The following is a 3400-nucleotide window of genomic DNA, read 5'->3' as shown; positions in this document are numbered from 1 at the left end:
GGGCAGCGGCGCGGCGGCCGGCGGCGCGGCGGGCGACACCGCCGCCTCGAGGTGCAGCAGCTCGCGCACCGCGGTGAGCGTGTGGCTCGCGGCCAGTGCCCGCGCTCCCGGGTGGTCTCCGTGCGCCCAGAACAGCAGGTCGCCTGGCGCTTGTGAGGTAAGCAGCTCAAGCATGCAGGTTCCGAGGCCTCGGCGGCGGGCATCCGGATCGACGACAAATTCGGCAGCGGCCGGGGTCACAATGGCGGCGGCCTCATCCAGCCAGACGAGTGTGGCCGTGCCCTGTGCCAGCTCGACGAGCGCACCGTCCGAGAAGGGCGGCGACCCGTCGGCCGCATGGGCCCGCGCACTCAGGCGCTGAATGCTACTGCGCGCTGGCGAGAGCGGGTCGCTCATTATCGTCGTCGTAGACGTTGAAGCGGTAGCCGACGTTACGTACGGTTCCGATCAGTGATTCGAGGTCGCCGAGCTTGGCGCGGAGGCGTCTGACATGCACGTCGACGGTGCGGGTGCCCCCAAAGTAGTCGTAGCCCCACACCTCGCTGAGCAGCTGTTCGCGTGTAAAAACCCGCGACGGGTGTGTGGCCAGGAAGCGCAACAGCTCGAACTCCTTGAACGTGAGATCGAGCGGGCGGCCGTGCACCTTCGCCGAATAGGAGGCCTCATCGATGACCACTCCAGAGGCTTGGATTTTCGACGACCCAGCGTTTTGCGCCTGGCGCCCCAGGGCCAACCGGATGCGGGCATCCGCCTCGGCAGGTCCGGCCGAGACCAGGATGACGTCGTCGACGCCCCAATCCGCCGAGACCGCGGTCAGCCCACCCTCGGTGAGAATGAGGATCAGCGGAACGTTGACCCCCGTGGTCGTGAGGATCTTGCACAGTGACTTGGAGCTTGCCAGGTCGTGACGGGCATCCACAAAAATGAGGTCGCAACTGGGCGCCGTGATGAGCGAAGCCGGCGAGGCCGGAATCTGCCGGGTCGAGTGGCTCAGGAGCCCCAGGGCGGGGAAGACCTCGGTGTCGACCGCAGAGGTGAGGATTAACAGCTGCGCCAACATGCCTCCAAAGTGCGTGGGGGTTAGTCTACCTGCGCGTCGAATAGGCTGGATCTATGAGCTGGCAGGCGGCAAGCGTGATCCCCGTGTGGCTCATCGCGCTCGCCGGAGCCATCGTGATCGGGGTCGCCTCGCCGCGCGCCGAATACTTCACCTGGCTCGGCGTCGTCATGGCCGCCGCGGTCATCGCCACCTTCGCCATCCAGCTTGCTACCCGCCGCCCTGAAGGCTTCGTTGTCCGGGCGATGGCAAGCATTGGCGTGAGCGTCGTCATTCTGGCTGGGGCATCCGGCATTGCCCTGCTCGGCGGTTAGGATTAGATCATGCTTCTCGCCCTTGAGCTCTTCTTCGTCGGCCTGCTGGTGCTGGCGACACTCTCGATCGGGTTCGTCTCGGTCGTGGTGCTGTACAACCTGTTCCGCGGCCAGCGCTGAGCGCCGCGCGGGCAACGTCATCCCTGAAAGGCAGGCACAGTAATGGGCAGGCACAGTGATTGAGCTGGATGCCACCATTCCGGCCGAACTCGCCCCGATTTCGTGGCTCATCGGGCTATGGGAAGGCACGGGCATCGTCGACTACAAGGTCGGCGACGAGACCCGTTCCCTGCAGTTCGGCCAGCGGCTGAGCTTCACGCACGACGGGTTGCCGCACCTCAACTACAACTCATACACCTGGTTGCTGGATGAGGATCGCACCCCTCACGTCACCGAGACCGGCTACTGGAAGCTGACCAGGCCTGCCCTCGAGGGCGACCCGGGTCCCGGTTTATTGCCCGGCATCGGCGCCCGCCCGTTCACCACCGCGCGCTCGGTCGAAACCCTGCGCCGCGCCGACGGCAGCTTTGAGATCGAGGTGTCGATCGTGCATCCGGGCGGCGTCAACGAGTTCTACCTGGGCCGCGCCGCGGGCCCGCGCATCGACCTGTCAACCGATGCCGTGATGCGTACCGCCAGCGCCAAGGAGTACGCGGCGGCCACGCGACTGTACGGCCTGGTCGACGGTCACATGCTGTGGGCGTGGGACATTGCGGCCCTCGGCCAGGATCTTCGCACCCACGCCTCGGGCAGGCTCGCTCGTGTCGAGTAGCTTCACGGCACGCCCCGGGGCCGTCGGCGAACCTCCGCAGCACTACGGCAACCCGCTCGGCGAACAGCGGGCACTGGCATCCGGTGCAGCAATTGTCGACCTTTCCGACCGGGCCGTCATCACCGTCACCGGGCCCGATCGGTTGACCTGGCTCGACTCACTGACCTCGCAGTCGCTGGCCCACTTACAGCCCGGCGACTCCGCCGAAACCCTGCTGCTCGACCCGAGTGGTCGACTGGAGCACGCGATTCGCGTCGTCGACGACGGCACCACCGCCTGGCTGCTGGTCGACGGCTCGCAGGGCCCGGCGCTTGCCGCGTGGCTCGATCGCATGCGCTTCATGCTGCGCGTCGAGGTCGCCGATCGCACGGCAGAGTTCTCCACGGTCGGCACCCTGGGGCGGCAAGAGTTGCCCGCTGTGGTCACCTGGCATGATCCGTGGGTGGATGGCCCGGGCCACACTTATGCAGCGTCGAGGCCGGATGCGCCCTGGGGCTACAGCGAAGTGCTGGTGGATCGCGCCGCCGACCTCGGTGCATTCCCGGCCGCAGGAACCCTCGCGCTCGAAGCCTTGCGCATCGCGGCCTGGCGTCCGCGGCTCGCGATGGAGGCCGACGAAAAGTCCATCCCGCACGAGCTCGACTGGCTGCGCTCGGCCGTGCACCTGTCGAAGGGCTGCTACCGCGGCCAGGAGACCGTGGCGAAGGTGCACAATCTGGGGCATCCGCCACGCAGGCTCGTGATGCTGCACCTCGACGGGTCCGACGGAGTGCTGCCTGCCGCCGGTTCTGCCGTGCTCGCGGGGCAGTCCGAGGTCGGCCGTGTGACCTCGGTCGCCCTGCACTACGAGCTCGGCCCGATCGCGCTCGCGGTCGTCAAGCGCGGTGTCGACCCCGCCGCCGATCTTCTTGTGAGCTTCGACGGCACCCTTAAAGCCGCGGCCCAGGAGGTCATTGTGCCCACGGACGCGGGAGCGTCGGCGAACGTTCCACGGCTGCCGCGACTGGGCGCTGTGCGGCGTTGACCGACTCAGCGCCACTGCGTCGACTCGCCCGACGGGTGCACGTGCGTGTGGCGGTGCGGAACGGCCTGCGTCGCGCGACGGAATCCCTGCCTGCGGCCGTCCAGATCGTGGTGGCAGCTGTCGCCTCGTACTCCATCTCGCACTACCTGCTCGGGCATCCCATTCCGTTTATCGCGGTGGCTGTGACAATTACGTCCCTCGGACTGACCCGCGATGCCCGCCCCCGGCGCGTC

The 3400-nt window shown here is 67.6% G+C and carries 4 protein-coding genes and 2 pseudogenes; 4 read left to right on the top strand and 2 right to left on the bottom strand.

Annotated features, from left to right (window positions below):
• A pseudogene (locus RMN95_RS06075) lies at window positions 1-396 on the bottom strand (mycothiol synthase); the annotation flags it as partial.
• On the bottom strand, window positions 365-1057 hold the full coding sequence (locus RMN95_RS06070) for a response regulator transcription factor (RefSeq protein ID WP_309616049.1): 693 nt from the start codon (window positions 1055-1057) through the stop codon (window positions 365-367). The gene RMN95_RS06070 and the pseudogene RMN95_RS06075, both read right to left, overlap by 32 nt.
• Before the next feature lie 56 nt (window positions 1058-1113).
• Between RMN95_RS06070 and RMN95_RS06065 the strand changes: the two genes are divergently transcribed.
• The 4 genes and pseudogenes from RMN95_RS06065 to RMN95_RS06050 form a co-directional block, all read left to right on the top strand.
• Window positions 1114-1371, top strand: coding sequence for a hypothetical protein (locus tag RMN95_RS06065; RefSeq protein ID WP_309616048.1), 258 nt, complete (start codon window positions 1114-1116; stop codon window positions 1369-1371).
• Between the two features lie 175 nt (window positions 1372-1546).
• Window positions 1547-2143: an FABP family protein gene (locus tag RMN95_RS06060; protein ID WP_309616047.1), complete on the top strand. Its 597-nt coding sequence runs from the start codon at window positions 1547-1549 to the stop codon at window positions 2141-2143.
• The gene (locus tag RMN95_RS06055; RefSeq protein WP_309616046.1) at window positions 2133-3167 is read left to right on the top strand and encodes a glycine cleavage T C-terminal barrel domain-containing protein; all 1035 of its coding nucleotides are present in this window, start codon (window positions 2133-2135) and stop codon (window positions 3165-3167) included. The genes RMN95_RS06060 and RMN95_RS06055 overlap by 11 nt, the downstream gene beginning before the upstream one ends.
• Window positions 3164-3400: pseudogene (locus RMN95_RS06050) on the top strand (FUSC family protein); the annotation flags it as partial. The gene RMN95_RS06055 and the pseudogene RMN95_RS06050, both read left to right, overlap by 4 nt.

Origin of the sequence: Salinibacterium sp. (genome assembly GCF_031364185.1) — a bacterium.
Taxonomy (GTDB): domain Bacteria; phylum Actinomycetota; class Actinomycetes; order Actinomycetales; family Microbacteriaceae; genus Rhodoglobus.
The sequence above is the reverse complement of the archived record's forward strand: the minus strand, read 5'-3'. Positions and strand labels throughout refer to the sequence as shown.